The organism is Gemmiger formicilis, from assembly GCF_018784445.1.
GTDB lineage: Bacteria > Bacillota > Clostridia > Oscillospirales > Ruminococcaceae > Gemmiger.
Map to the genome: position 1 here is coordinate 1 of NZ_WQOH01000004.1, position 26,419 is coordinate 26,419.

At 59.3% G+C, this 26,419-nt stretch carries 21 protein-coding genes and 1 pseudogene; 16 read left to right on the forward strand and 6 right to left on the reverse strand.

Annotated features, from left to right (window positions below; genetic code table 11):
* From GPK89_RS00280 to GPK89_RS00305, 6 genes and pseudogenes are all read right to left on the reverse strand, one after another.
* Positions 1-284: pseudogene (locus GPK89_RS00280) on the reverse strand (dihydropyrimidine dehydrogenase); the annotation flags it as partial.
* Positions 285-286: 2 nt separating this feature from the next.
* Positions 287-1,129 (reverse strand): sulfide/dihydroorotate dehydrogenase-like FAD/NAD-binding protein, encoded by an 843-nt coding sequence (locus tag GPK89_RS00285; protein WP_215690549.1) that lies wholly within the window; start codon positions 1,127-1,129, stop codon positions 287-289.
* Between the two features lie 518 nt (positions 1,130-1,647).
* A complete protein-coding gene (locus GPK89_RS00290) occupies positions 1,648-2,718 on the reverse strand; it encodes a branched-chain amino acid aminotransferase (protein ID WP_215690552.1) in 1,071 nt (356 codons plus the stop codon).
* Positions 2,719-3,144: 426 nt separating this feature from the next.
* Complete coding sequence (locus tag GPK89_RS00295) at positions 3,145-4,341, reverse strand: hypothetical protein (protein WP_215690554.1); 1,197 nt, start codon at positions 4,339-4,341, stop codon at positions 3,145-3,147.
* Between the two features lie 328 nt (positions 4,342-4,669).
* Complete coding sequence (locus GPK89_RS00300) at positions 4,670-6,445, reverse strand: oleate hydratase (protein WP_215690556.1); 1,776 nt, start codon at positions 6,443-6,445, stop codon at positions 4,670-4,672.
* Between the two features lie 465 nt (positions 6,446-6,910).
* Entirely contained in the window at positions 6,911-7,471 is a 561-nt protein-coding gene (locus GPK89_RS00305) for a TetR/AcrR family transcriptional regulator (RefSeq protein ID WP_215690558.1), read from the reverse strand.
* A gap of 171 nt (positions 7,472-7,642) precedes the next feature.
* Here GPK89_RS00305 and GPK89_RS00310 point away from each other — a divergent pair, with 171 nt between their 5' ends.
* The 16 genes from GPK89_RS00310 to GPK89_RS00385 all read left to right on the forward strand — a co-directional run bounded on the left by GPK89_RS00310 (position 7,643) and on the right by GPK89_RS00385 (position 26,404).
* On the forward strand, positions 7,643-8,230 hold the full coding sequence (locus GPK89_RS00310) for an NUDIX hydrolase (protein ID WP_215690560.1): 588 nt from the start codon (positions 7,643-7,645) through the stop codon (positions 8,228-8,230).
* 485 nt (positions 8,231-8,715) lie between these two features.
* Positions 8,716-9,954 carry an argininosuccinate synthase gene (locus GPK89_RS00315; RefSeq protein ID WP_215690562.1) on the forward strand — a complete coding sequence of 413 codons (1,239 nt, stop codon included), beginning with the start codon at positions 8,716-8,718 and terminating at the stop codon, positions 9,952-9,954.
* Positions 9,955-10,244: 290 nt separating this feature from the next.
* Entirely contained in the window at positions 10,245-11,621 is a 1,377-nt protein-coding gene (gene argH, locus GPK89_RS00320; RefSeq protein ID WP_252261384.1) for an argininosuccinate lyase, read from the forward strand.
* 240 nt (positions 11,622-11,861) lie between these two features.
* Complete coding sequence (argC, locus tag GPK89_RS00325) at positions 11,862-12,803, forward strand: N-acetyl-gamma-glutamyl-phosphate reductase (protein ID WP_215690568.1); 942 nt, start codon at positions 11,862-11,864, stop codon at positions 12,801-12,803.
* A 51-nt stretch (positions 12,804-12,854) separates the two neighbouring features.
* Entirely contained in the window at positions 12,855-14,081 is a 1,227-nt protein-coding gene (gene argJ / locus GPK89_RS00330) for a bifunctional glutamate N-acetyltransferase/amino-acid acetyltransferase ArgJ (protein ID WP_215690571.1), read from the forward strand.
* A 236-nt stretch (positions 14,082-14,317) separates the two neighbouring features.
* Complete coding sequence (gene argB, locus GPK89_RS00335) at positions 14,318-15,172, forward strand: acetylglutamate kinase (RefSeq protein WP_215690579.1); 855 nt, start codon at positions 14,318-14,320, stop codon at positions 15,170-15,172.
* A gap of 180 nt (positions 15,173-15,352) precedes the next feature.
* Positions 15,353-16,534, forward strand: coding sequence for an aspartate aminotransferase family protein (locus GPK89_RS00340; RefSeq protein WP_215690581.1), 1,182 nt, complete (start codon positions 15,353-15,355; stop codon positions 16,532-16,534).
* Entirely contained in the window at positions 16,531-17,442 is a 912-nt protein-coding gene (argF, locus tag GPK89_RS00345) for an ornithine carbamoyltransferase (RefSeq protein ID WP_215690583.1), read from the forward strand. The genes GPK89_RS00340 and argF overlap by 4 nt, the downstream gene beginning before the upstream one ends.
* A 119-nt stretch (positions 17,443-17,561) precedes the next feature.
* Positions 17,562-18,203, forward strand: a complete 642-nt coding sequence (locus GPK89_RS00350) for a YitT family protein (protein WP_215690585.1) — start codon at positions 17,562-17,564, stop codon at positions 18,201-18,203.
* Positions 18,204-18,291: 88 nt separating this feature from the next.
* Positions 18,292-18,918: a hypothetical protein gene (locus GPK89_RS00355; protein ID WP_215690588.1), complete on the forward strand. Its 627-nt coding sequence runs from the start codon at positions 18,292-18,294 to the stop codon at positions 18,916-18,918.
* Between the two features lie 124 nt (positions 18,919-19,042).
* On the forward strand, positions 19,043-19,948 hold the full coding sequence (locus GPK89_RS00360) for a DMT family transporter (protein ID WP_215690591.1): 906 nt from the start codon (positions 19,043-19,045) through the stop codon (positions 19,946-19,948).
* A 110-nt stretch (positions 19,949-20,058) separates the two neighbouring features.
* Entirely contained in the window at positions 20,059-21,810 is a 1,752-nt protein-coding gene (locus GPK89_RS00365; RefSeq protein ID WP_215690592.1) for an ABC transporter ATP-binding protein, read from the forward strand.
* The gene (locus GPK89_RS00370; protein WP_215690593.1) at positions 21,788-23,644 is read left to right on the forward strand and encodes an ABC transporter ATP-binding protein; all 1,857 of its coding nucleotides are present in this window, start codon (positions 21,788-21,790) and stop codon (positions 23,642-23,644) included. The genes GPK89_RS00365 and GPK89_RS00370 overlap by 23 nt, the downstream gene beginning before the upstream one ends.
* A gap of 266 nt (positions 23,645-23,910) precedes the next feature.
* Entirely contained in the window at positions 23,911-24,726 is an 816-nt protein-coding gene (locus GPK89_RS00375; protein WP_215690594.1) for a transporter substrate-binding domain-containing protein, read from the forward strand.
* A 249-nt stretch (positions 24,727-24,975) separates the two neighbouring features.
* Entirely contained in the window at positions 24,976-25,671 is a 696-nt protein-coding gene (locus GPK89_RS00380; RefSeq protein WP_215690595.1) for an amino acid ABC transporter permease, read from the forward strand.
* Entirely contained in the window at positions 25,658-26,404 is a 747-nt protein-coding gene (locus tag GPK89_RS00385) for an amino acid ABC transporter ATP-binding protein (protein WP_291210084.1), read from the forward strand. The genes GPK89_RS00380 and GPK89_RS00385 overlap by 14 nt, the downstream gene beginning before the upstream one ends.
* Positions 26,405-26,419 lie beyond the last annotated feature (15 nt).

Genomic DNA, 26,419 nt, shown 5'->3' on the forward strand with positions numbered 1-26,419 from the left:
TGCGGGCAGACACGGCCGCAGACGGCGGGCAGCGCACTGGACTGGGCAATCACGTTGTAGGCGGCCTCAAAGTCGCCCTCAGCGACGTGCTTGATGAAGCCGGGGATGTCAATTTCAACGGGGCAGCCGGAGCGGCAGGGGTGGTTTTTGCACTGCAGGCAGCGCTTAGCCTCGTTCACGGCCATCTCCTCGGTGTAGCCGAGGGCGACCTCTTTAAAGTTTTTGTTGCGGACGTTCGGCTCCTGGCTGGGCATGGGGCACTTTTTCGGATCCATGTTCGGCATAATTACTGCACCTCCTGCTTCAGCAAATTGCACTCGGCCTCGCGGGCGTGGGCCTCAAAGGGCTTGTACATCGTGCCGCGGTGCATAGCCTCGTCAAAATCGACCTCAAAGCCGTCAAAGTCGGGGCCGTCCACGCAGGCAAACTTCGTCTGGCCGCCCACGGTCAGGCGGCAGCCGCCACACATACCGGTGCCATCGACCATGATGGGGTTCATCGAGACGACAGTCTTGACGCCATGGGGCTTCGTCGTCTTGACGACGAATTTCATCATGATCAGGGGGCCGATGGTGATGACCTCGTCAAAGTTCGCACCCTCGACGATTTTCTTCTCCAGCGGGGCGGTGACAACGCCCTTCTCGCCGTAGGAGCCGTCATCGGTCATAATGATAAACTCATCGCAGCAGGCGCGGAACTCGTCCTCGAGAATGACAAGATCCTTGTTGCGGAAGCCGACAATGCCGGTGACCTTGGTGCCCTGCTCGTGCAGTGCCTGTGCAATGGGCAGCGCAATGGCGCAGCCCACGCCGCCGCCGACAACGCAGACGTTTTTCAGGCCCTCGATCTCGGTGGCCTTGCCCAAGGGACCCACAAAGTCATGCACAGCTTCGCCCTCTTTGAGGGAGTTGAGCTGCATGGTACCTGCGCCGACGACCTGGAAAATGATGGAAACGGTGCCGGCTTCGCGGTCAAAGCCTGCGATGGTCAGGGGGATACGCTCAGAATCTTCCTTCGCGCGGACGATGATGAACTGGCCGGCCTTTGCCTTCTTGGCAATGAGCGGCGCATGGATCCAGAGTTCGGTCACGGTGGGGTTCAGCTCCCGCCGTTTGATGATAGTAAACAAAGCGATCTCTCCTTCTCTTTGTTTTTATATTTATACATTTATATTGTAGCGTATTTCCGCGAAAATGTAAAGATGAAATATCTGTTAGAATGAGAAGAGAAAAAGCAGGAATGTGCAGGTGGGGAAAGGGGGCTTTCCGCTGTAAAAACAAAAAAACGAGACGGCCACTGCCCCGTCTCGTTTTTTTTAAAAAGAAGGAGAAAAACAGAACGTCTCGCCGGCGCCTGAATGCGAACGGAACCACCCCTCTACAAGTGATACCCTCCCTACGGATTCGGCAGGGCGCTCTGGTATTCTTCCTCTTCACTTTTCGCTCGGAAGCTCTCGCTTTCGATGCTCTTATAGTACACCTTTTTTGTCGAATTTGCAAGATGCGTACTTGTACAATGTGCTGTAAAGCGCGGTAGTTGTTTTGTGCATATTGCACAATCGTTCATAGAAATGTCATAGAAAAAGCGCTTGCGGCATCGTAAACCGCAAGCGCAAGAAAGTTTCTTTAATTTGTTTCTGAATATGGATTATTCGACCGGAACGATCCAGCCCTTGGTGTCAGGCAGCTTGCCCCACTGGATGCCGGTCAGGGTGTCGTACAGTTTCTGGGTCAGCTCGCCGATCTTGCCGCCGCTGATGTGGGCAACCTTGCCCTCCCAGTCCAGTTCCTTGACAGGGGAAACGACCGCGGCCGTGCCGGTGCCAAAGACCTCCTCCAGCTTGCCCTCGTCGGCAGCCTTCATGATGTCAGCGATGGCGACGCGCTCCTCATGGACTTTGTAGCCCCAGTCTTTCAGCAGCTCGATGATGGAGCGGCGGGTGACGCCGGGCAGAACGGTACCCACGCAGGGAGCGGTGTAAATCTCGCCGTCGATCTTGAACATGATGTTCATGGAGCCGACTTCCTCGACGTACTTCTTCTCGACACCGTCCAGCCACAGGACCTGGGAGAAGCCGCGCTCCTCAGCCAGCTCACCAGCCTTGATGGAAGCAGCGTAGTTGCCGCCGCACTTGGTAAAGCCGGTCAGGCCCGGGGCGGCGCGGATGTACTCATCCTCGACATAGATGCGGACAGGGTCCAGACCCTCGGCGTAGTACGCACCGGAAGGTGCGCAGATGATGGCAAAGCGGTAATGCTTGGCGGCGTGGACGCCCAGGCCCACATCGGTAGCGATGCAGAAGGGGCGGATGTAGAGGGATGCACCGTCAGAATGGGGCACCCAGTCGCGGTCAACATCGACCAGTGCCTTGACAGCCTGGACGAAATCCTCCGGCGGGATGGGGGGCATGCCCAGACGGTCCGCAGAATCATTGAAACGGTTCGCGTTGCACTCGGGGCGGAACAGCTGGATCTTGCCCTCGGCGGTACGGTAGGCCTTCATGCCTTCAAAAATTTCCTGGGCATAGTGGAACACGGTGGTAGCCGGGTCCATCTCCCACGGGCCATAGGGGACGATGCGGGCGTCATGCCAGCCTTCGCCTGCGGTATAGTCCATCAGGAACATATGGTCGCTGAACTTTTTGCCAAAGCCGAGCTTGGACTCGTCCTGCGGTTTTTCTTTCGGATGGGTTGTTTTGGTGATTTTGATATCCAACATTTTTCGCACTCTCCCTTTATATTCAAGCGCACCGCCGCACAGCAGTGCGGGTGATGATTAAGCCTATTATAGCGCTGTAAAGCGGCAAGTGCAACCCCCTTATTTACATTTTGTGAATTTTATGTTGCGAAAAATGCAAGGACAGTTTTCCCCGGCTTTCCACCGTTTTCCACAGTGTGATGGTTGAAACTGTGGAAAGTAAACGGTTGATTATCGTGGATTTTTTAGGTTTTCCGCTTTTTAACGGCTGCGAGTGGAGTGATTTTCCACAGTTTCCACGTAGTTTTCAACATTTCCACGGTGGATAACCCCTATACGCGGTGGATAAGTTGTGGCAAATATACGGATTGTGAATAGGATGTGAACAGCAAAAAAAGGCGGCCTGCCCCTTCCGGGAAAGCCGCCCGCTAAAAACTATACGCTATCTCAATCCCTGCGCCGCAGGGCGAACATGACCAGACTGAACACCAGCATAAACGCTGCCAGCCCGCCGACGATCAGCAAAATCATCTGGAAAATCTTCACGTCAAACTTCGTCTGGAAGGTCTCCCGCGCGGTGGAAATGGCGTCCGAACCCGACGACACCGTCGACTCGGCATTGTTCGCCATGCTGTCCGCTGCGCTCAAAGCTGCCTGGGCTGCGTCGGTGTCGCCCAGGGCAGACAGCGCATCGGAGAGCGCCTGCCCGCCCATGGCAACCAGGCGGTCGTTCGTGTCGCTCTTGATCTTTTCGCCGTTGACCGCGCCGGACAGATACTCGGCAAACAGGTCGGTGATGCCGCGCACAGCGGGGGCATACTCGTCCTTGATGGCCCAGCCCTGCACCGACCACATATCGTTCATATAGAACAGCAGCTGCATACCGGAATCGTCCATCAGGGCGCGGTATACGGCGTCGGCAAAGTCACTGCTGGAGGTATCCACCGTGCCAAAACTCAGCGAGATAAACTCCCTGGCGCGGTCGTAATCGGTCAGGTTGGCGTAGTAGCTGCGCAGCGCGTCGGCCAGGTCAGTGTCCTTCGTCACCTTGGAGCCGACTACCACCGAGTCCATGTCGGCCCGCAGGTCCTGGTTGCCGAAATAACTCGTCGAGCCGTCGTCGTCAATATTAAAGGTGGCGCGCATGGCGCTGGCATAGCCCGCTGCGTCGCTGGCCTGGCCAGCGTAGGCCTTGGCCATTTCCTGGCAGTCGCCGCCCCAGCTGCCGGTGATGGGGATGCCATTGTAGACAAGGTTCATCGAGGCCAGCAGGTGCCCGAAGTCGATCTTCTCGCCGTTGGGCAGCGTGACGGTGTTTACAGACTGTAAAGCCACCAGGTCAGGGTCATTGCTGCTGACATAGCTCTCAAACTCCGGGTCGCGGGTACCGGCAGTCAGCTGCCAGATGGTAGTATTGTAGCTGCCGGTGCGGGTGTAGGCCAGCGTCAGCTCAATGGGGTCGGGCGTGTCGCTCTGGGATGCTGAAAAATCCTTTGCCAGCGCCTGCAGGCGGGAAAGGCGGTCGATGGTGGTATCGTAGTCGTCGGCGTGGACGGTCAGCGCCCCCGCACAAAATACCCCCAGCAGCAAAAACAGCATAGCCAACAGGCGGGGCATACGGTTCGTGATAGAATGCGTAGTCAAGCACCTCCGGTAGTACACGGCAAAGCCGGGGCACACCGCACTTGCATCTGTGCCCCAGTAGGAAAATCTTGTTTTAACCGATTTGTAATCTTTAGTATACCACAGGGGGCGGTGGTTTGTCACCACTTTTTTTGTGAAAGCTGTATGCACAAAAATCGCCCCCATCCGATTGCGGCTTCGGATGGGGGCTTGGGGTATCGGTTTGTGTGAGGAGGAATCATGTTCCAGGATCATCGGTTGCGGCTCCGTGACCCTGTGCTTATAAGATACAGGATAACTGCTAAAAAACTATGATATGGGTATGAACAATTTGTAAATTGTCGACCGCTTAAATCACGTTGTATTCCTTCAGCAGCTTCTCCACCTCGGTGCCTTCGATCTTCTTCAGCGCTTCCTTCATGGCGAGCTTGCCGACCAGCGGCATCTCCATGTCGGTGATCTTGCGGCCGTCGCGCAGCTTGACCGTCGCGTCCAGCAGGCAGCGGATGTCATAGACGCTGCCCCAGACTTCGGGCACGCCGCGGTCTACATCCAGCAGGGTATAGACAGCTTCCATGCCGGTGCGGATGGAGTACTCGGTCGTGAAGATCGTGTCGCGGGCGGTCTCGGCAAATTGGCCGAGGAACGCAAAGTTCACAGCGCCCTCGGGTACGATGTCGGGGCGGTCGCCGGCAGCGCGCGGCATAAAGAACGCGTCAATATACGGCATCATGCAGGGCACGGTGTTGGCGCTGTTGGTCGCCATATCCTCGATCTGGTCCTCGGGCACACCGATGTGGTACAGCCACTCCATGCAGATCTCCTTGCCGGTGCAGTCGCGCATCGGCTTCTTGATATAGTCGCCCGGCTTGTCGGTAAACAGGCCGTAGACCCAGACGCAGAGCTGATCCTTGGGCTGGTCGCGGAACTGCTGCTGGCGGTTCAGCGTCCAGCTGAGCAGCCAGTTGGAATCGGTGACCGTGACGATGCCGCCGGTGACGACCTTGCCGCTGAACGGGTCGCGCTTGCAGATCTTCTTGATATAGGGCACGATGCGCTGATCCAGCGTCGTGATGGTGGCGCTCATCCAGTTGGACAGCTCGGGGTCATAGCAGAACTTGTCGGGATGGCCGAAGCTCGGGTCCTGCGCGGCGATCTTGCGCCACAGGTCCCAGCCGCCGCCCTCCTTCAGCTCAGGCTTGAACTCGGCGGGGGTATCCTGGCTGCCGAGGGTCGAGTTCTCGACACAGCCGCCGTTTGTGATAAAGACGAGGTCGTTCTCGGTCAGGTCGATGGACTCTTCCTGCCCGTTGTGGAGGATGTCGATGCGGGTGGCCTGCTTTTTGCCGCCGGCACAGTCGAAGGCGATGTTCGTGACCTTGGTGTCGTAGTGGAACTGAACGCCGAAGCCCTCCAGGTACTTGACCATCGGCAGAATCATCGACTCATACTGGTTGTAGCGGGTGAAGCGCAGCGCCGTAAAGTCGGGCAGACCGCCGATGTGGTGGATGTAGCGCTGCAGATAGCGCTTCATCTCCAGCGCGCTGTGCCAGTTCTCAAAGGCGAACATCGTGCGCCAGTACATCCAGAAGTTGGAGTTCAGCACCTCATCGTCAAAGAAGTCGGTGATCTTCTTGTCGTACAGCTTCTCATCGGGGGACATGAACAGGTTCATGATCTCCATGGCGGCCTTGTCGCTCAGACCGAACTTGCCGTCGGTGTGGGCATCCTCGCCGCGGTTGCAGGTGGCGCGGCAGAGGCTGTAGTTGGGGTCAGCCTTGTTCAGCCAGTAGTACTCATCCAGAACGGTGTGGTTTTCGTCCTCGATGGAGGGGATGGAGCGGAACAGATCCCACATACACTCAAAGTGGTTGTCCATCTCACGGCCGCCGCGCATGACGTAGCCGATATCCTGATATTTGTAGCCGTCGCAGGCACCGCCGGGGATGGGGTCCTTCTCCAGAATATGGACATGCTCGCCCTTCATCTGGGCATCGCGCACCAGGTAGCAGGCCGCGGACAGTGCTGCCAGACCGGAGCCGACCAGATACGCGGACTTGCCGTCCACGCCGTCCGGCTTTTTGGGCGTTGCAAAGGCTTCATAGTTACCGCTGGAATAATACATAAGAGTACCTCCTGTGATGATAAGGCCGCGTGCTTGTTGGGGAGCGGCCTGTGATTTACTTGGTATGTCTGTAGTATACCCGGCGGGTGTAACGGTTACAATCAGCAAAAAATCCCCTTTGATAAGAATTTTATCAAAGGGGAGGGATTGTATAGATTTTGAAAAAAATGTTAAAACGCGGCTTTGTAGGGGGCGGCGTCCTCGACGCCCCGCGGAGGGGTCAACGCTTGGCGGCGCACAACGAGCGCCGCCAGTTCGCTTCGCGAACCCGCTCGTGCGGTTGTTTGCCCCGCAGGGGCAAACATTGCTCGCTCCCCAGTTTCGCTTCGCTCAACCGTGGCCCCGCGCTCGCAACCCCGCAACCCTTCCCTGCAAATCCATTGAAAAATGGGGATGCGGCCATAAACTTGCGGGCCGGGCATACCCGACCCCTACAAGGCGGCGGGTTTGAGGTGGCAATGAAAACTATTTATCGATTCTGCACGTTTCCAGGCTCTTGGTGATATCCCCGTGGATCAGCACAGACACCCGCTCCACCAGGGCGGCGGGGTCGTCCTTCATGCCGGTGCGGACCCATTCCAGCGTCAGGCCGACGAAGGCGTACTTGTAAAAGTTCGCAATGAACTCCTTGTCCTCGGGGCGCACGGTCATCCCGGCGGCTTTTTCCTCGACGACGCCGAACATTAAATCGTAGGTCAGGCGGTACAGGTAGTTTTCGATGTGCTCGCGGCTGATGGAGTGGTAGACTTTCGTAACGAACACTTTGTCCTTCTGCACGGCCTGCAAGATCTGCAAAAAGCCCTGCTGCCAGGTGTCGTAGGTTTTCTGCCCGGCCAGCGCACGGGTGGCGCTCTCGATGCAGGCCCACTCGACCAGGTCGTAGATATCCTTAAAATGGTAGTAGAAGGTCATGCGGTTGACGCCGCAGTGCTCGGTCAGGTCGGTGACGGTGATCTTGTCCAGCGGCTTCTCGGCCAGCAGGTCTTTCAGCGACGCAACGAGCGCGCGTTTGGTCATTTGGGACATGGGAGTCTCCTTTTATATAATGCGGTACGGCGGACGCGGGGCGTCGGGGACGCCGCCCCCTACAAATTTATATTCCCAGTATACAAAAACTTTATGAATTTTTAAACCCCGTTTGCGGTGGGGGCGGGAATGTGGTATAACGGTACTATATTATATAAGGATGTGACTTCCATGCCTGAAATGTTAGATATAGTCGATGAAGACGGCGTGCCCACCGGCCGCAGCGTGCCGCGCACCGTCGCCCATGCCGATGGGCTGCGCCACCGCACCAGCCATGTCTGGATCGTGCGGCGCAAAGCGGGCCGCGTGCAGGTGCTTTTGCAGATGCGCTGCGCGGCCAAGGATTCCTACCCAGGGTGCTACGATATCTCCTCGGCCGGGCATATCCCGGCGGGGGATGAGTTTGTCGGCTCGGCCCTGCGGGAACTGCGGGAGGAACTGGGCGTTGATGCCCGCGCTGAAGATTTGCACGAGTGCGGCCTGCGGCGGTTCCGTTTTGAGGCGGAGTTCCACGGCAAGCCGTTTAAGGACAACCAGGTCAGCAAGGTGTTCTGTTTGTGGCTGGATAAAGAGGCCGAGGATTTCAACGTGCAGAAGTCGGAGATCGACTATGTGAAGTGGTTCGATTTGGACGAGGCCATCCGCGCCGTGGACGAGGGGACGATACCGAACTGCATCTTTCCGGAGGAGCTGGGGATGGTGAAAGCGTTTGTCCAAAAGGCTTCTCCCCTGGGAGAAGCTGGCCGCGAAGCGGACTGATGAGGGGCGGCCTTGCCTGACTGCGTCTTTGCGGGACGGTTGACCGAACGCGCCCCTCATCCGGCCTGCGGGCCGCCTTCAGTCTACGCGCTAAGAGCCGCCTACGGCGGTTGCGCTCCGCCTTCCCCTGCGGGCGCAGCCCCGCAGGGGAAGGCGGGGGGACTTTTCCGTTGGCACCACCCGTGTTGCAAAACGCGCAATTTTGTGTTGCTTACCCGGGAAAACCATGCTATAATACCCCTAGCGGCGCTGCGTATACATACACGCTTGTATATTTTTGCAAGCATCCCCCTGCATAAATGTATAACTATTCGGCAACCTGCCTAAAACAAAGCTAAAAATAGAAAATCCTTTGGCGGGTTTGCCCCTTGCAAAATGTATAAAAGAGTGTATAATATACAGCAATGAATGAATAAATATTCAAGACACACAGCAAGCAACAGCACCCTGCGGGTCTTGACAAATACGGAGAGGGGAATTTCATCATGAAAAAGGATAAGAAAGATATTAAAAAGGTAGTTCTGGCATACTCCGGCGGTTTGGACACCTCCATCATCATTCCCTGGCTGAAGGAAAACTACAACAACTGCGAAGTCGTCGCTGTCTCCGGTGACGTCGGCCAGGGCACCGAGCTGGACGGCCTGGAAGAGAAGGCCATCAAGACCGGCGCTTCCAAGCTGTACGTCCTGGATCTCAAGAAGGACTACGTCGAAAACTACATCTGGCCCTGCCTGAAGGCTGACGCCAAGTATGAGGATTACCTGCTGGGTACCTCCCATGCGCGTCCCTGCATCGCCGCCGCCCTGGCGGAGATCGCCAAGAAGGAGAACGCCGACGCCATCTGCCACGGCTGCACCGGCAAGGGCAACGACCAGGTCCGTTTTGAGCTGACCCTCAAGGCCCTGGCCCCCGATATGGCCATCATCGCCCCTTGGCGTGAGTGGAGCATCAAGAGCCGTGACGAGGAGATCGACTACGCCGAGGCCCATAACATTCCCCTGAAAATCAACCGTGAGACGAACTATTCCAAGGATAAGAACCTGTGGCACCTGAGCCATGAGGGTCTTGACCTTGAAAAGCCGTCCCTGGAGCCGCAGTACAATAAGCCCGGCTTCCTGGAGCTGGGCGTTTCCCCCGAGCAGGCCCCCGATAAGCCGACCTACGTCAAGATCCACTTCGAGAAGGGCATCCCCACCGCCGTGGACGGCAAGGAGATGGAGAGCGTTGAGCTGGTCGAGTACCTGAACAAGCTGGGCGGCGCCAACGGCATCGGCCTGCTGGATATTGTCGAGAATCGTCTCGTAGGCATGAAGAGCCGCGGCGTCTATGAGACCCCCGGTGGTGCTATCCTGTACAAGGCCCATGATGTCCTCGAGACCATCACCCTGGATAAGGAGTCCATGCACTTCAAGGCACAGCTGGCCCAGAAGATGGGCGAGTTGGTCTACAACGGCCAGTGGTTCACCCCGCTGCGCGAGGCTATCAGCGCCTTCACCGACGACCTGCAGAAGACCGTCACCGGTGATGTGACCCTGAAGCTGTACAAGGGCAACATGATCAACGCCGGCGTCACCAGCCCGTACACCCTGTACGATGAGCAGACGGCCTCCTTCGGTGAGGATGATGATTACAACCAGGCAGACGCCAACGGCTTTATCAACCTGTTTGGCCTGCCCATCGCCGAGCGCGCCAAGCTGGCCAAGAACTGGCCCACCGAGGAATAAAAGTAAGTAAACAAACGCCTAATATGCAACCGCCAAGGGGCGTAGACACCCTTTGGCGGTTTTGGCGTTACTATTAAAAGATAAAAGATAATAAAAAATGTGGAGTTTTGGCCTGAGGCCAAAACAAAAAAACGTAGGGGCGGATTCCATATCCGCCCGTCAACAGGCAGACGACCTGCGGGCGCATATAGAATGCGCCCCTACGGAGGCAGAAAATTTTTGAGCGGTGCGCCGGCACCGCGAACCACCAATTTTATTATCTATTATCTAAAAAAATGGAGGTTCTACTTATGCCCCAACTTTGGCAGGGCCGGGCCAGCAAGGCCGTTGACAGCCGCGTAAACGATTTTAACTCTTCCATCCGCTTTGACGCGCGGATGATCGAGCAGGATATTCAGGGCAGCCTTGTCCACTCGGCCATGCTGGGCAGACAGGGTATCATCTCCCAACAGGATGTGGACGATATCCACAAAGGTCTGCACTCTATTTTGGAGGATCTGCACAGCGGCGCACTGGAGATCGACCCCAACGCCGAGGATGTGCATACCTTCGTCGAGCAGACGCTGACCGCCCGCGTCGGCGATGCGGGTAAGCGGCTGCACACCGGCCGCAGCCGCAACGACCAGGTGGCGCTGGATATCCGGCTGAACCTGCGTGCCGCCAGCGAGCATATCCAGGGCCAGATCAAAGAGCTTATCAACGTGCTTTGTGACCAGGCCGAGAAGGGTGCGGGCTACGTTATGCCCGGCTACACCCATTTGCAGCGCGCCCAGCCTGTGACCTTCGGCCACCAGCTGATGGCCTACGCCTGGATGCTGCTGCGCGATCTGGGCCGTTTGCAGGACGCCACCAAGCGCATGGACGCCGAGTGCCCCCTGGGCAGCGGCGCACTGGCGGGTACGACCTACCCGCTGGACCGCTTCTACACGGCGGAGCAGTTGGGTTTTGCAGCCCCCTGCGGCAACTCCATCGACGGCGTGTCCGACCGCGATTTCTGCATTGAGCTGTGCAGCGCCATGGCCACCTGCATGATGCACCTCTCCCGCCTGAGCGAGGAGATCATCCTGTGGTGCAGCTGGGAGTTCAAGTTCATTGAGCTGGACGATGCGTTTACGACCGGCTCGTCCATCATGCCGCAGAAGAAAAACCCCGATGTCACGGAACTGATCCGCGGCAAGACCGGGCGCGTCTACGGCGATTTGAACACGCTGCTGGTCATGATGAAGGGCATCCCCCTGGCCTATGACAAGGATATGCAGGAGGACAAAGAGGCAATTTTTGATGCGGTGGATACGCTGGAACTTTGCCTGCGCACCGTCACGCCGATGCTGGCTACCATGACCCCGCTGCCCGCCAATATGCGCCGCGCCGCCGCCAAGGGCTTTATCAACGCCACCGACTGCGCCGACTACCTGACCAAGAAGGGTATGCCCTTCCGCGATGCCTATAAGTGTACCGGTACGATGGTGGCCGCCTGCATCCGCGAGGGCAAGACGCTGGAAGAACTGACGCTGGACGAGTTCAAGCAGTACAGCGACCTGTTTGCGGAGGATGTGTATACCGCCATCGACCTGACCACCTGCTGCGAGGGCCGTACCAGCTACGGCGGCCCGACCAAGGCGAGCGTGCTGCGGCAGGTGAGCGATGTGAAGGGGAAGCTGGCATAAGATAAAAGATAATAGATAAAAGATAATAAAAAATGTGGAGTTTTGACCAAGGCCAAAACAAAAAACATACCGTAGGGGCGGATTCCATATCCGCCCGCGGCACCTGCCGTAAGCTGCACGGGCGCATATAGAATGCGCCCCTACGGAGGCAGAAAATTTTGAGCGGTGCGCAGCGCCGCGAACCACCAATTTTATTATCTAGTATCTTTTATCTATTATCTAATAATCAGGGGTGTAACAATGGGAAAGTACAAAATCTTCGTGGATGGTTCCTCCGGTACCACCGGCCTGCGCATTGCGGATCGGCTGGCGGAGCGGGACGAATTTGAAATTCTGAAAATCTCCGCGGCAGACCGCAAGGACGTCCACGCCCGGGCAGCGGTCATCAATGAGAGCGACCTCTCGTTCCTCTGCCTGCCGGACGATGCGGCCCGCGAGGTCGTACCGCTGCTGCGCGAGGATGTGCGCATTCTCGATACCAGCACAGCGCACCGCACAGCCCCCGGCTGGCTCTACGGCCTGCCCGAGCTCCATGGCACCCGCGAGGCGCTGAAAACCGCCACCCGTGTGGCTGTGCCGGGCTGCCACGCCACCGGGTTTATCACGCCGGTGGCCCCGCTGGTGGAGTTGGGGATCCTCCCCAAGACCGCCCATCTGAGTGTGACGAGTTTGACCGGCTACTCCGGCGGCGGCAAAAAGATGATTGCTGAATATGAGGGTGAGCGCACGAACGAAGCGCTGAACGCCCCGCGTCCCTACGGCTTGGCGCTGCACCATAAGCACCTGCCCGAAATGGCGGCCATCACCGGGCTGGAAACGGCCCCCAACTTTGTGCCGGTCGTGGCTGATTACTATGCGGGCATGGAGACGATGATCCCGCTGGATCTGACGGCACTGGGCGTTTCGGCCCCGCAGGCCGCCGCCGCGCTGGCCGAGTATTATGCCGGGCAGCCGATGATCAAAGTGCACCCCCTGTGCGAGGGCACGGACGGCGGCTTTTTGGCGGCCAACAAGCTGGCGGGCAAAGACACGCTGGAAATCTTCTGCCTGGCCAACCCGGCCGGGACCCAGATGCAGCTCATCAGCCTGTTTGACAACCTGGGCAAAGGCAGCTCGGGCGCGGCCGTGCAGTGCATGAACCTGATGCTGGGAATAGAGGAAACGAAAGGGCTGGCGCGATAAAGGCTCCCCCCCAAGGGGGAAGGCTTAGATGTAAAGAGAGAGGTACATATTATGAGCAACTTTAAATCCATCCCCGGCGGCATCTGTGCGCCGCTGGGATTTTCTGCGGCGGGCGTGCATTGCGGCATCCGCCATAACCATTCCAAGCTCGACCTGGCGCTTATCAAGGCGGATGTCCGCTGCGCGGGCGCAGGCTGCTACACTACCAACAAGGTTTACGGCGCTCCCATCACGGTGGATCGCGAGCATCTGAAGGACGGCTATGCCCAGGCGATCGTCGTCAATAGCGGCAACGCCAACACCTGCGCCCCGGGCGGCGTGCAGCTGGCGAAAGACACCTGCGATATCGTCGCGAAAGAGCTGGGCATCAGCGCCGACGACGTGCTCCCCTCCTCCACGGGCGTTATCGGCCAGGCCATGAGCATTGAGCCGTTTGCCAAGGGCATCCCCGAAGCTGCCGCCAAGCTGGCCGCCAGCGAGGCAGGCAGCCACGCCGCCGCCACCGCCATCATGACTACTGATACCCACCCGAAAGAAATCGCTTTGGAGTTTGAGGTCGGCGGCAAGACCGTTCGCATCGGTGCCATCGCCAAGGGCAGCGGCATGATCCACCCGAACATGGCGACGATGCTGCTGTTCATGACCACCGACGCCAAGGTCGAGCCTGCCGCCCTGCAGAAGGCGCTGTCCACCGTCGTGCCCGCTACCTTTAACCAGATTTCCGTGGACGGCGATACCTCCACCAACGATACCGTGCTGCTGCTGGCCTCCGGCCTGTCCGGCGCGGAAATCGTTGACGGTACGCCCGACTATGATACGTTTGTTGCTGCGCTGACCGAGGCCGCCGAGCACCTGAGCCGCGAGCTGGCCGGGGATGGCGAGGGCGCGACCAAGCTGCTGGAATGCACCGTGACCGGCGCACCCGACCTGGCGACCGCCCGCGCGGTGTCCAAGAGCGTCATCCATTCCACTCTGTTCAAGGCCGCCATGTTCGGTGCAGATGCTAACTGGGGCCGCGTGCTCTGCGCCATTGGCTACACGCCAGGGGACTTCGATATCAGCAAGACGTCGGTGCGCCTCAAGAGCAAGGCCGGCGAGGTGTTCGTCTGCGAGAACGCCGCCTACCACCCGTACAGCGAGGATGAGGCCGCCGTGGTGCTGAAGGAGGATGAGATCGATATCCTCGTTGACCTTGGCAGCGGCGACGCCACCGCCAAGGCCTGGGGCTGCGATCTGACCTATGATTATGTGAAAATTAATGGGGATTACAGAACCTGATGAAAAAGGCTTCTCCCGCGGGACTGCGCCCGCAGGCGCGTGTTGGAGCGCAACCGCCGAAGGCGGCTCTTAGCGCGTAGACTGAAGCTGTCGGCGAAGCCGACTGATGAGGGGCGGGCTTTCGGCGGCAGACCGGTAGACGGATGCTGCGGCAGGTGTGCCCCTCATCCGGCCTCGCAAGCTCGGCCACCTTCCCCCTTGGGGGAAGGCTTTAGAGGTAGGGGATGGAGGAAACGATGAAGAATGAACAAATGGCCCTGCTGTTCAGCGAGGCTACACCTTATATCCAAAAATACCACGGCAAAACGCTGGTTATCAAGTACGGCGGCAATGCCATGGTCAACGATGAACTGAAACTGGCCGTCATGAACGACCTGGTCACGCTGACGCTGCTGGGTGTGCGGGTCGTGCTGGTACACGGCGGCGGGCCTGCCATCAACCAGATGCTCAAGCGCGTGGGGAAGGAATCCAAATTTGTGAACGGTCTGCGCTACACCGATGAAGAAACCATGGGCATTGTCCAGCAGGTGCTGGCCGGGCAGGTCAACAAAGACCTGGTCGCGCTGCTCAAAGGCCGCGGCGTCGGCCTGTGCGGCATGGACGGCCACATGATCATGTGCAAGCGCAAATCGGATGTGGATTTGGGCTATGTCGGCGAAATTGAAAAGGTCAACACGACGCTGATCGACCACCTGCTGGCCGACAGCTTCATCCCGGTCATTGCCACCGTCGGCATGGACGACAACGGCATCCCCTACAACATCAACGCAGACACGGCCGCGGCTGAAATTGCCATTGCCCTGCACGCAGAAAAACTCGTCATCATGACGGATATCGTTGGTCTGCTCTACGATAAGGACGATGAATCCACGCTGATCCCTGAGGTCGAAGTCTCCGAAATCGAGGGCTACAAGGCCGCAGGCGTCATTGCGGGCGGTATGCTGCCCAAGATCGAGGGCATGGCCGACGCCATCTACCAGGGCGTCCACGAGGCCGTCATCATCGATGGCCGCGTGCCCCACTCGATTCTGCTGGAAATGTTCAGTGACAGAGGCGCAGGTACAATGTTCTATCGGCGGGGGAACCGCTGATTGAAAAGGCTTCCCCCTCGGGGGAAACTGTCGGCAAAGCCGACGGATGAGGGGCGGCCTGCCCGCTGCAATCTCTTTCCGGGCAGCAGCGGCACACGCGCCCCGCATCCGGCCTCGTAAACCCAGCCACCTTCCCCCGATGGGGGAAGACTCTTGCACATGATAAAGGGGGTACCCTAGATGAATACCGAAAAAGTGATTTCCCGGGACAACGACTATATTCTCCACACCTACGGCCGCAGCCAGGTCGTGCTGGCAGAGGGCAAGGGGATGACCGCCAGGGATGCCGACGGCAAGGAATATCTCGATTTTACGTCGGGTATCGGCGTCAACTCCCTGGGCTACTGCCACCCCGCCTGGGTCAAGGCCGTGGCAGACCAGGCCGCGACCTTGCAGCACACCTCCAACCTGTATTACACTGCCCCGGACGGCAAGCTGGCAAAAAAAATCTGCCGCCGCACCGGGCTGGATGCTGTATTCTTCGGCAACTCGGGTGCCGAAGCCAACGAGGGTGCCATCAAGTGCGCCCGCAAATACAGCGTAGACACGTATGGCGAGAGCCGCAGCAAGGTCATCACCCTTGTCAATTCCTTCCATGGCCGCACGCTGGCAACCCTGACCGCCACCGGCCAGGATGTGTTCCACCACGACTTTGGACCCTTCCCCGGCAACTTTGCCTATGTCCCGGCGGGCGATTTTGCCGCGCTGGAAAAGGCAGCCGATGCCTCTGCCTGCGCCGTCATGATGGAACTGGTACAGGGCGAGGGCGGCGTTGTCGCCCTGGATGCCGACTATGTTGCCAAGGTCGCGGCGTTCTGCAAGGAAAAAGACATTCTGCTCATCGTCGATGAGGTGCAGACCGGCGTGGGCCGCACCGGCAAGTTCCTGGCCTGCGAGCATTTTGACCTGCACCCCGATATCGTCACCCTGGCCAAGGGTCTGGGCGGCGGCCTGCCCATCGGCGCGGTGGTCATGAACAAAAAGGTTGCCGAGCATATGAAGCCTGGCAGCCACGGTTCGACCTTCGGCGGCAACCCGGTCTGCTGCGCCGGTGCGCTGGCCGTGCTGGATACGATGGACGAGGAGTTCCTCGCCAATGTCAACGAGCGTGCGGCCCAGCTGCGCGCCGGGCTTGCCAAACTGCCCCATGTGCAGCAGGTCAGCGGCCTGGGCCTGATGGTGGGCATCGCCTTTGACGACGGCATCAAGGCCGCCGATGTCCGCGCCGCCTGCGAGAAGCAGGGCCTGCTGGTGCTGACCGCCAAGACTCGTTTGCGCCTGCTGCCGCCGCTGATTTTGACGGCGGAGGATGTGAACGCCGCGCTGGATACCCTGCGCACCGTGCTGGAGAAATGCGTATGAAACATCTGCTGAAATTGGGCGGCCTGACGCCCGAGGAGATCACCCACATCCTGGATGTGGCCGACGAATATAAGCGACTGCACAGGGACGGCATCGACCCGAAGGACTTGCAGGGCAAGGCCGTGGCGCTGATTTTCGCCAAAAACTCCACCCGCACCCGCGCAAGCCTGGAAGTGGGCATCTACCAGATGGGCGGCCTGGGCACCTACCTGAGCGCCAATGATCTGCAGACTGCCCGCGGCGAGCCTGTGCAGGACACCGCCCGCGTGCTGGGGCGGTATTATGACGCCATCGTCTGCCGCACCTACAAGCAGACGACCCTGGACGCGCTGGCAAAATACAGCGGCATACCGGTGATTTCCGGCATGACTGACTACGCCCACCCCTTGCAGGTGCTGACGGACTTAATGACCGTGCGTGAGCGCAAGGGCACGCTGGCCGGGCTAAAGGCCGGGTTCATCGGCGACGGCTACAACATGGCGAACAGCGTGATTGTGGGCTGCCTTGCCATGGGTATGGCGGTCACGGTCGCCTGCCCGAAGCACTACCGCCCGGCAGCCGATGTGCTGATGCTGGCGCAGCGGTACGGCGATAAATTCACACTGACGAACGACCCCGACGAGGCCGCCCGCGATGCGGACGTGCTGTTTACCGATGTCTGGGTCAGCATGGGCATGGAGCGCGAGGCCGAGCAGCGCCGCCGGGATTTCACTGGCTTTACGCTGGATGCGGCCCGCATGGCGCTGGCCAAGCCGGACTGCATAGTGCAGCACCCGCTGCCCGCCCACCGCGGCGAGGAGATCGCCCCCGATGTGCTGGAAGGGCACATGGAGGAGATTTTTGACGAGGCCGAGAACCGGATTTACGTGGAAAAGGCCGTGCTGGCAGTTTTGCTGGCGGGGAAATAAAGTACAGGAAGCAGGGCAGAGTGCGGCCCTGCTTTTTTGTTGGGGCGAGAGGGTCTTTCACCGCCTTCCCTTGACAGGCTGTGTTATACTGGATATATCACTGTCCAAGGAGTGCCGCCATGTCAAAACAAACGCTGCAACAAAAAATCCAACGTGCACTGGCCCGGTTCACGCCGCGGCGCATTGCCATTATCATGCTGGGCACGGCGATACTCTCCTTCGGCATCCACAACATCCACCAGCGCACCGCCATCACGGAGGGCGGCATCATCGGACTGGTGCTGCTCATCAACCATTGGCTCGGCGTTCCGGCGTCGGTGGCGTCGCCCCTGTTGGATGTCATAAGTTACGCGCTGGCGTTTAAATTTTTGGGGTGGGATTTCCTGCTCTCGGCGGGTATCGCCAGCATCAGCCTGGCCGGGTTCTACCGCCTGTGGGAGTGTTTTCCCCCGATGCTGCCTGATCTGACGCCCTGGCCGCTGGCGGCGGCGCTGCTGGGCGGTGTGTTCGTCGGCGTGGGCGTCGGGCTGATCGTGCGGCAGGGCGGATCCAGCGGCGGCGACGACGCGCTGGCCCTCGTCATCCACAAGCTGACCGGGTGGCGACTCTCCCGCGCGTACCTTTTTACCGATTTAACGGTGCTTTTTGCGTCGCTGTCCTACATTCCGTTCCGGCGCATCGCCTATTCGCTGGTCACGGTCACGGTGTCGTCGCTGCTCATCGACTACATCAAGGATTTCCGCACAAAAACAAATGTGTAAAAACCGCCGGAACGCTTGTACACACGGGAATTTTGCGGTATAATAATCTGTGTATTTTTGCAGACATCACCCATTGGAGGTTCACGATATGAAACTTACCCGCAAGCTCGCGGCGCTGGCTATGGCCGTGCTGCTGGCAGTCAGCCTGACGGCCTGCTCCCCCAAAGAGTGGGCACAGAATGTTGTCGTCAATCTGGTCCACAAGCTGGGCCTGGTCGAGGAATCCGACGAGGAGGACACCGACACCACCACGAAAGCCCCCGCAGGCGGCAGCGTGGAGTTCCCCGCCGAGATGGATACCGACTCCGCCCGTGTGGTGACTTACCCGGTGGATGATACGCTGTATGTCTCCTTCAACGGCATTGCCAACCGCTCCACTGAGTATTTCGTCGCGGGCGGCGACAGCATGACCGTGACCGGCTATGCGTCTACCGAGGCCAGCAGCGAGAACTATATGTACTTCAAGATCGCGTTCTGGGAGCTTTCCGACGATAAGACGATGACAAGCTATGTGCCGGACTCGACGATCTACTTCCGCGCCGACGAGGCTGACTACCAGTACACCATTACCGGCCTGACCGCAGGCAAGCAGTACAAAATCACCATCAGCTATGACAACGGCAACAAATACTACGTTACCGGCGGCCTGAAGGTGGAGGGCCTGGGCAGCACCGAGCTGAACACCTACGGCGACGAGGAAACCACCAACAGTTAAAAACAGGCAACAATGCCGCCCGCGCCGCAGATGGCCGGGCGGCATTTTTGATGATACATCGTAGGGGCCGGTGCTTGCCATCGGCCCGCAGGAAAGTACAACACAGAGGGAAAAGGGGAAAATTATGGACAAAAAACAGCTGCGCAACACCTTATTGCTGGTGTGCGGCGCATTCATCTGGGGCACAGCTTTCGTCGCGCAGAGCGTCGGCAGCGACTACATGGGGCCGTACACGTTTTTGGCGGGCCGCAGCTGGCTGGCCTGCGTGTTCCTGCTGGGGCTGATGGCTGTGCTGCGCAAGATGGGCAGGACGAATACCGCCGCCGAGCCGGGGTTCTGGCAGAACAAAAAGGTGCTGGTCAAGGGCGGTATTTTCTGCGGTGCGGCGCTGTTTGCGGCGTCGGCGGCGCAGCAGATGGGCATTGGCACCACCAGCACGGCCAAGGCTGGGTTTATGACGGCGCTCTATGTGGTGCTGGTGCCGGTCACGAGCATCTTTTTTGGCAGCCGCCCCGGCGTCAAGCTGTGGGGCTGCGTGGTGGTCAGTGTGGTGGGGCTGTATCTGCTCTGCCTGGCGGGCCGCGATACCCTGAGCCTGACCGGCGGCGAGTGGCAGCTGCTGCTCTGCGCGGCGCTGTTCACGCTGCAAATTATGCTGGTCAACCATTTCAGCCCCCAGCTGGACGGCATCCAGCTGAGTTTTATGCAGTTCTTAGTGGTGTCGGTGCTGTCCACTGTGTTTATGTTTGCGTTTGAAACGCCGACCGTCGAGCAGTTCCGCGGCGCGGCGGTGTCCATTGCCTACTGCGGCATCATGTCCAGCGGCGTGGCCTACACGCTGCAGATCGTCGGCCAGAAGGAGTTGGATCCGACGATTGCCAGCCTTGCCATGTGCCTGGAGAGTGTGTTCAGCGCCCTGGCCGGTTGGCTGATTTTGGGCGAGACGCTGTCCGCCACCGAGTTGTGCGGCTGCGTTTTGATGTTTGGGGCCATTGTGGCGAGCCAGCTGCCGGAGAAAAAGCGCAGCTAAAAAGGCCCCCTTGTCAAAAGGGACTGTCCGAGCCGGCGAGGTCCGGGGCTTTGCAGCCTTCCCATCGTTACCCATTCCCTTCCCGCATAACGTCCCAAAGGAGGTCTCCTATGCAGGACCTGCGCATGATTTTTGGTTACGGTAAACCCTACCGCAAAGACCTGTTTGCGGCGGTGGGGCTTATCTTTGTTGAATGTATCTTTGAAATGGTCATCCCCGTGCTGATGTCTACCCTGGTGGACGACGGCGTGCCGGACCACAATATGGCCGTCATCTTCCGGCAGGGCGGGCTGATGATTCTCTGCGCGGTGCTGGCGCTCATTACCGGTCTGCTCTATGCCCGGTACGCCGCGCGGTTTGCCAACGGCTTTGCGTCGGAGCTGCGCCTGGCGGAGTATGCCGCCGTGCAGAAATTCGACTTCGCGAACCTTGACCGTTTCTCCAATGCGTCCCTCGTCACCCGCATGACCACCGACGTTACCGTCATGCTCAACGCTGTCAATACCGGCCTGCGGCCGTTGGTGCGCAGCCCGGTCATGCTGGGCATGGGCCTTGCTATGGCCTGCGTGCTCAGCCCGCGGCTGACGCTGGTTTTCCTCATCACAACGCCGATCCTTGCTGCCGTGCTGGCTTGGATCGTCTCGAAAGTCGGCCCGCTCTATGGCCGCCAGCAGAGCGCTGTGGACCACCTCAATGGCCGCATCCAGGAATCCCTCACCGCCATCCGCGCCATCAAGGCGTTCGTGCGCGGCGACTATGAGAACGATCAGTTCAACACCGTCAACGCCGAACTCAGCGACGCTTCGACCGAGACGTTCCGCTATGCCGTGCTCAACCTGCCCGCATTCCAGGCCGTCATGTACACGGCCATCGTCTGCATTCTCTGGTTCGGCGGCGGCTTTGTGCTGCATGGCACCATGAGCGTCGGCCAGCTGACTGCCTTTTTGAGCTACGTTTTGCAGGTGCTCAACTCGGTCATGATGTTCTCCGGCGTGTTTCTCCAGATGTCTCGTTCGCTGGCCAGCGCCCGCCGCATCCGCGAGGTGCTGACAGAGCAGCCCGATTTGGCCAACGCCGCCGCGCCGGTGGAGACGATCCCCGACGGCCGGATCGATTTTGACCACGTTAGCTTCAAATACAACGCAAAGGCGGAGAAAAACGCCCTGTCCGACATCACGCTGCACATCCCCGCCGGTGCGACGGTGGGCATTATCGGCGGCACTGGCGCGGCCAAAACGACGCTGGTGCAGCTGATCCCCCGCCTCTACGATGCCACCGAGGGCACCGTCAAGGTCGGCGGGCATGACGTGCGTGACTACGACCTGGCCGCTCTGCGGGATGCTGTGGGAATTGTGCTGCAAAAGAACCTGCTGTTCTCCGGGTCGATCCGCGACAACCTCAAATGGGGCAGCCCCGATGCCACCGACGACGACCTGTGGGCCGCCTGCCGCGCCGCCCACGCCGATGAATTTCTGAACCGTATGCCCCAGGGCCTTGACACCGACCTGGGCCAGGGCGGGTGCAATGTCTCCGGCGGGCAGAAGCAGCGTCTTTGCATTGCCCGCACGCTGCTCAAACACCCCAAGGTGCTGATTTTTGACGACTCCACCAGCGCCGTGGATACGGCCACCGAGTCCGGCATCCGCCGCGCGCTGGCCGAGCTGGGCGACGTGACCAAGCTCATCATTGCCCAGCGCATCTCGTCGGTCCAGAGCGCGGACATCATCGTGATTCTGGACGACGGCCGTTTGCACGCCGTTGGCACCCATGACGAACTGCTGAAAAAGGATACGATCTATCAGGAAATTTACAATTCCCAGATGAAAGGGGGCGACGCAGATGGCGAAAGCATTCGGCGGTAAGCGCCCGCAAAACCTGCGCCACACCCTGCGCCGCTTCGGTGATTACCTCGGCCACCACAAGCGCAAACTGGCACTGATCGGCGTGCTGACGTCCATCAGCGCCCTGGCCGCCCTGATTGGCACCTACATGATACGCCCGGCCGTCAACGGCATTCTGGAAAACGGCAGTCTTGCCTACCTGGCCGGGGTCGTGGCGTTCACGGCGTTCGTCTACCTCATCGGCGCGCTGTCCACCCTGGGCTACACCCAGCTCATGGTCCGCACGGCGCAGCGTATCACCCAGGAAATCCGCAGCGACCTGTTTGCCCACCTGCAGACGATGCCCCTGAACTTCTTTGACACGAACCGCAAGGGCGATTTGATGAGCCTGTTCACCAACGATGTGGACACGATTTCCGACGCGCTGAACAACAGCTTTGCGGTGGTCATTCAGATGTTTATACAGATCGCAGGCACGCTGTTTTTGCTGTTCGTGCTCAACTGGCGGCTCTCGCTGCTGGTCGTGGTGGGCTACATTGCCATGTTCTGGTACATCAACTACTCCACCAGGCGCAGCCGCGCCTACTACGCCAGCCAGCAGGCCAGCTTGGGCGAGCTGGACGCCTACATGGAGGAAATGATCGCGGGCCAGAAGGTGGTCAAGGTCTTTAACCACCAGCAGGCCGACATGGCCGCCTTTGCCGCCCGCAACGAAAAACTGCGCCAAGCCGGCACCGGTGCCCAGAGCTACGCCGCCACGATGATCCCCGCCGTCGTCAGTATCGGTTACATCAACTACGCCATCATTGCGGTGGTGGGCGGCCTGATGGTTATGTGGGGCTGGTCCGATTTGGGCAGCCTGGCAAGCTACCTGGTGTTTGTGCGCCAGACAACCCTGCCCATCAACCAGTTTACCCAGCAGGGCAACTTTTTGTTGGCGGCGCTGGCGGGCGCGGAGCGTATCTTTACGGTCATGGAAGAGCGCCCCGAGATCGACGAGGGCACGGTGGAGCTGGTCCGCGTGCGGGAAAACGCCGACGGCACCCTGACCGAATGCGCCGAAAAGACCGGCCGTTGGGCCTGGTGTGACCGCAGCCGCCCCGATGTGCCGCCCGAGCCGTTGACCGGCGATGTGCGGTTCCACGACGTCAGCTTTGGCTACACGCCCGAGCGGATGATTTTGCAAAACCTCTCGCTTTACGCCAAACCGGGCCAGAAAATCGCCTTCGTTGGCTCCACCGGCGCGGGCAAAACGACCATCACCAATTTGATAAACCGCTTCTATGAGGTGTCCGGCGGCTCCATCACCTACGATGGGATGGATGTGCGGCTTATCAAGAAAAATGATCTGCGCCGTTCGCTGGGTGTCGTCCTGCAGGATACACATTTGTTCACCGGCACCGTGGCGGACAACATCCGTTTCGGCAAGCTGGATGCCACGCAGGAGGAAATTGAGCGGGCGGCCAGGATCGCCAACGCGGACTCCTTCATCCGCCGCCTGCCCAGGGGGTATGACACGATGGTCACGGCTGACGGTGCGAATCTGAGCCAGGGACAACGGCAGCTGCTGGCCATTGCCCGCGCGGCGGTGGCTGACCCGCCGGTACTTATATTGGACGAAGCAACGTCGAGTATTGACACCCGCACCGAGGCGCTCATCCAAAAAGGCATGGACGGCCTGATGGAGGGCCGCACGGTGTTTGTCATCGCGCACCGGCTGTCCACCGTGCGCAACGCCGACGCCATCATTGTGCTGGAACACGGGCATATCATTGAGCGCGGCACCCATGAGGAACTGCTGGCAAAGCAGGGTGAATACTACCAGCTCTACCACGGTATGTTCGAGCTGTCGTGAGTCATATGCAGTCTTGTGTCCCTGCGTTACGCACAAATTTACAAAAACGTCGTCGAAACGGCGGCGAAACTTAATTTAATAAAGCTGTAACTGCTTTTTGGTATTGACTTTTACCGACGGTGTGCTATAATTATAAGTACGATACAGCAGAAACTATCAAGGGCGATAGCAGCATGGTCCCATGGCGCTATTGCCCTTTTTTGGTTCCTGCATCGGCCCGCCGCGCGGCGGCGGAAAAATTTGTGGAGTGGAAAGGAAAGTATCTCATGAAAAAACTGCTTGCATTCGGTGTGGCCTCCGTCATGGCCCTGTCTCTCGCTGCCTGCGGCGGTGCATCCTCCACGGCTGCTTCCTCGGAAGCCGCCGACACTGCCTCCTCTGAGGCTGCCACCACCGAGGCCACCGGCAAAAAGTGGACCATCGCTACCGACACGGTGTTCAAGCCCTTTGAGTACACCGACGCCTCCGGCAATTTTGTCGGCATCGACGTAGACATCCTGGCGGCCATCGCCGAGGACCAGGGCTTTGAGTATGAGCTCAAGAGCCTGGGCTGGGATGCTTCCATCGCGGCCTGCCAGGCCGGCCAGGCTGACGGCATGATCGCCGGCGCCTCCATCACCGATGAGCGCAAGGCGAGCGGCTGGACCTTCTCCGACGGCTACTATGACAGCACCCAGACCCTGACCGTGGGCGCGGATTCCACCATCGCCGGCTTCGCCGACCTGAGCGGCCAGACCATTGCCGTCAAGACCGGCACCCAGGGTGCTTCTTATGCTGAGAGCCTGAAGGACGAGTACGGCTTCAACATCACCTACTTTGAGGATTCCCCCACGATGTACCAGGCTGTCCTGGGCGGCCAGTGCGTTGGCTGCTTTGAGGATACCCCCATCATGAAGGCCTCCATCAAGGACGGCGACCTGGCCCTGAAGGTTTTGGATGACACCGCCAGCGACCCCGCCCCCTACGGCTTCGCCATCTTCAACGCTGACAACCAGGAGCTGCTGGATGCCTTCAACGCCGGTCTGGCTGACATCAAGGCCAACGGCAAGTATGATGAGATCCTGGCAAAGTACCTGGGCTAACAAGCGATAAAGCACGCGGGGACGCCTGTTTTTGCGGGCGGCCCCGCTTTTGCGGCCTCTGCGAAAATCCCTTGCCCTCCCCCGCGAGGGGGAGGGTGGCGCCGCAGCGCCGGGTGAGGGCCGAGTCTGCCGGGCCGCCTCATACAGGGGCAGCTGCGGGCAGGCCGCCCCTCATCAGGCCGCTTTGCGGCCACCTTCCCCCGAGGGGGGAAGCCTTGTATCCAACTACCCCGAAAGGAGTCTTGACCCTTGGCTAAAATTCTTGCAAACTACGGCGGGCTGCTGGCGGCCGCTATGGGCCAGACGCTGCTGCTGGCGCTGTGCGGGCTGTTCTTTGCCTGCATCATCGGCCTGGTCGTCGGCCTGATGAGTGTCGTCAAAAACCGAGCCTGCAACATCATCGCTACGATTTTTGTTGACGTCATCCGCGGCGTGCCCATGATCGTGCTTGCGTTCTACGTGTTCTTTGCGGTGCCGATGCTGCTCAACAACATCATGCACCTGAATACCATGCTAGGCATCAACACGCAGCTCACGCTGACCGCCCTGCAGGCAGGCACCATCTGCCTGGCGCTGAACTGCGGTGCATACATGGCGGAAATTATCCGCGCCGGTATCGAGAGCGTGGACAAGGGCCAGATGGAGGCCGCCCGCAGCCTGGGCCTGTCGTACTGGAAGGCCATGGCCAAGGTCGTGCTGCCCCAGGCCATCCGCACGATGATCCCCTCCATCATCAACCAGTTCATCATCACGCTGAAAGACACGTCCATCCTGTCGGTCATCGGCTTCCCCGAGCTGGTCAACACTGCCAAGAACGTCGTGGCCAACACGATGAGCGCGTTCCAGGTGTGGAGCATTGTCGCGCTGATGTACCTGATCGTCATTACACTGCTGTCCCGCCTTGCCAAGCGGGTGGAGAGGAGGCTCAACCGTGGGCGTCAATAAGCAGAATGTCAAAATTCACGTTGAGCATTTGAAAAAAAACTTCGGCAACCTCGAGGTCCTGCGCGATGTATCGACGGATATCTATGAGGGCGAGGTCGTTGTCATCCTAGGCCCCTCCGGCAGCGGCAAGTCGACTTTTCTGCGCTGCCTGAACCGCCTGGAAGAAATCACCGGCGGCACAGTCATTGTGGATGGCCACGACCTGACCGACAAGAAAACCGATTTGAACAAAGTGCGCGAGAATGTCGGCATGGTGTTCCAGCACTTCAACCTGTTCAATAACCTCAACGTCATGGGCAACATGACGTTGGCCCCGGTGGAGCTGAAAAAGGCCACGAAGGGCGAAGCCAAGGAGAAGGCTCTGCACCTGCTGAACCGCGTGGGTCTGTCCGACAAGGCCGAAGCCTACCCGGCGCAGCTGTCCGGCGGCCAGAAGCAGCGCGTGGCTATTGCCCGCGCCCTGGCCATGGACCCGGATATCATGCTGTTTGACGAGCCGACCAGTGCGCTGGACCCGGAAATGGTCGGTGAAGTCCTGCAAGTCATGAAGCAGCTTGCCGCCGAGGGTATGACGATGGTCGTTGTCACCCACGAGATCGGCTTTGCCCGCGAGGTCGCCAGCCGTGTGATCTTCATGGAGGGTGGGTATATCGTCGAGGAAGGTACCCCCGACGAGGTCATCAACCACCCGAAACAGAAGCGGACGATCGATTTCTTGAGTAAGGTGCTGTAAGCGGAAAACAGATAA

Bases quoted from the DNA above. Each gene is read 5' to 3' on its own strand.
- GPK89_RS00290 (WP_215690552.1), bottom strand. From the start codon at position 2,718: ATGTTGGATATCAAAATCACCAAAACAACCCATCCGAAAGAAAAACCG.
- GPK89_RS00300 (WP_215690556.1), bottom strand. From the start codon at position 6,445: ATGTATTATTCCAGCGGTAACTATGAAGCCTTTGCAACGCCCAAAAAG.
- GPK89_RS00305 (WP_215690558.1), bottom strand. From the start codon at position 7,471: ATGTCCCAAATGACCAAACGCGCGCTCGTTGCGTCGCTGAAAGACCTG.
- GPK89_RS00310 (WP_215690560.1), top strand. From the start codon at position 7,643: ATGCCTGAAATGTTAGATATAGTCGATGAAGACGGCGTGCCCACCGGC.
- GPK89_RS00315 (WP_215690562.1), top strand. From the start codon at position 8,716: ATGAAAAAGGATAAGAAAGATATTAAAAAGGTAGTTCTGGCATACTCC.
- argH (WP_252261384.1), top strand. From the start codon at position 10,245: ATGCCCCAACTTTGGCAGGGCCGGGCCAGCAAGGCCGTTGACAGCCGC.
- argC (WP_215690568.1), top strand. From the start codon at position 11,862: ATGGGAAAGTACAAAATCTTCGTGGATGGTTCCTCCGGTACCACCGGC.
- argJ (WP_215690571.1), top strand. From the start codon at position 12,855: ATGAGCAACTTTAAATCCATCCCCGGCGGCATCTGTGCGCCGCTGGGA.
- argB (WP_215690579.1), top strand. From the start codon at position 14,318: ATGAAGAATGAACAAATGGCCCTGCTGTTCAGCGAGGCTACACCTTAT.
- GPK89_RS00340 (WP_215690581.1), top strand. From the start codon at position 15,353: ATGAATACCGAAAAAGTGATTTCCCGGGACAACGACTATATTCTCCAC.
- argF (WP_215690583.1), top strand. From the start codon at position 16,531: ATGAAACATCTGCTGAAATTGGGCGGCCTGACGCCCGAGGAGATCACC.
- GPK89_RS00350 (WP_215690585.1), top strand. From the start codon at position 17,562: ATGTCAAAACAAACGCTGCAACAAAAAATCCAACGTGCACTGGCCCGG.
- GPK89_RS00355 (WP_215690588.1), top strand. From the start codon at position 18,292: ATGAAACTTACCCGCAAGCTCGCGGCGCTGGCTATGGCCGTGCTGCTG.
- GPK89_RS00360 (WP_215690591.1), top strand. From the start codon at position 19,043: ATGGACAAAAAACAGCTGCGCAACACCTTATTGCTGGTGTGCGGCGCA.
- GPK89_RS00365 (WP_215690592.1), top strand. From the start codon at position 20,059: ATGCAGGACCTGCGCATGATTTTTGGTTACGGTAAACCCTACCGCAAA.
- GPK89_RS00370 (WP_215690593.1), top strand. From the start codon at position 21,788: ATGGCGAAAGCATTCGGCGGTAAGCGCCCGCAAAACCTGCGCCACACC.
- GPK89_RS00375 (WP_215690594.1), top strand. From the start codon at position 23,911: ATGAAAAAACTGCTTGCATTCGGTGTGGCCTCCGTCATGGCCCTGTCT.